The organism is Promicromonospora sp. NPDC057488, assembly GCF_042802395.1.
Classification (GTDB): domain Bacteria; phylum Actinomycetota; class Actinomycetes; order Actinomycetales; family Cellulomonadaceae; genus Promicromonospora.
Map to the genome: position 1 here is coordinate 1 of NZ_JBHVEG010000346.1, position 1,122 is coordinate 1,122.

1 protein-coding gene is annotated in these 1,122 nt (G+C 69.7%); it reads right to left on the bottom strand.

The genetic code is table 11. The features are described from left to right. Nucleotides 1-37: 37 nt before the first annotated feature. Nucleotides 38-1,122, bottom strand: a 1,085-nt coding sequence (locus tag ACFU5G_RS29910) for a hypothetical protein (protein WP_377252791.1), incomplete at its 5' end; no start/stop codon positions are given.

The window sequence follows — 1,122 nt, forward strand, 5'->3', positions numbered from 1 at the left end:
ACCACACGGTCGGCGGGGCCTTCACCTACTCCGGGTGTCATGCTCCAGCGAACACCGAGACACCTCGCTGGCTGGCTCCGACCCCAGCTGACCGAGCGAGAGCCCGCCGGTAGAAAGCCCACACCCGTTCCTGCAGCGTCTGGAAGTCCAGGCTCTCGTCCCAGATGACGCTCTCGACGGACCACTCGACCTGGTCCAGCCCGGCAGCGCGCACGGCCTGGTGGTCGCGGGCAGCGGCCGGGTCCCCGAAGACGCCGGAGAACTTCACATCGCCGTCGAACTCCAGCCCTGCCTTGATCGCCGGCCAGCCGAGGTCGAGCCACGCCGTCCCGGTCGGGATAGCGACCGGTACCTGCACCTGGGGAACAGGGAGCCCGCCTTCGATGGCTGCTAGTCGCACCAGTGCTTCGCCCGGAGCGGCGCAGTCCGGGTCGCACAGCTCCATCACCCTCCGGGCCTGCACGACGCCGCGTCCACCGGCGCGCTCGTCGAGGATGTGCTCGACGACGGTGGGATCTGCGCCCGCTCGAAACCCCGACGTCGCCGTGACGACCGCACAGGGGAGCGGACTGCTGCACGCGACGTCCACGATGGTGCGCTCGAGGGTGGTGACAGGTACGTCGCCGATCATCGTCTTGTCCCGTGCCGGCAGCGCCTGGGTCCAGTGACGCTCAAGTCGGCCCTCCTCCTTGACGCACGGGTTGCGTTCCTGCGTGACATGGACCCTTCCGGGGTCACGGAACGTCCACAGGCCGTGCAGCCGAGCCGCCGCCGTGTGGCTGACCCAGAACTCCGTACTCAGGGCCTCGACCACGCCCCTGACCTGTGCCAGGAACTCTGCGTCGAACGGCCGGTCCGTCGCCGACGGCTCCACGTAGACACCTCGGCGGACCCGTAGCACCCGCTCCGCCGCCACGGCGTCGGCGACCACCGGCCGGGTCGCCCGGTCGTACGGTACGGCCGGAGGGACTCTCGGCGGTTCTTTGTCGGCGGAGAAGAAGCGGGCGTGTGGAGCCTCACCGTTGGTGAGCGACTGAATCTGCACCGCGATCCGGCGGAGGGCGAGCGCATGGGGCGTGGTCACCTGCTGATGATGTGACGAAGCGGCGGCCGACCGTGTGC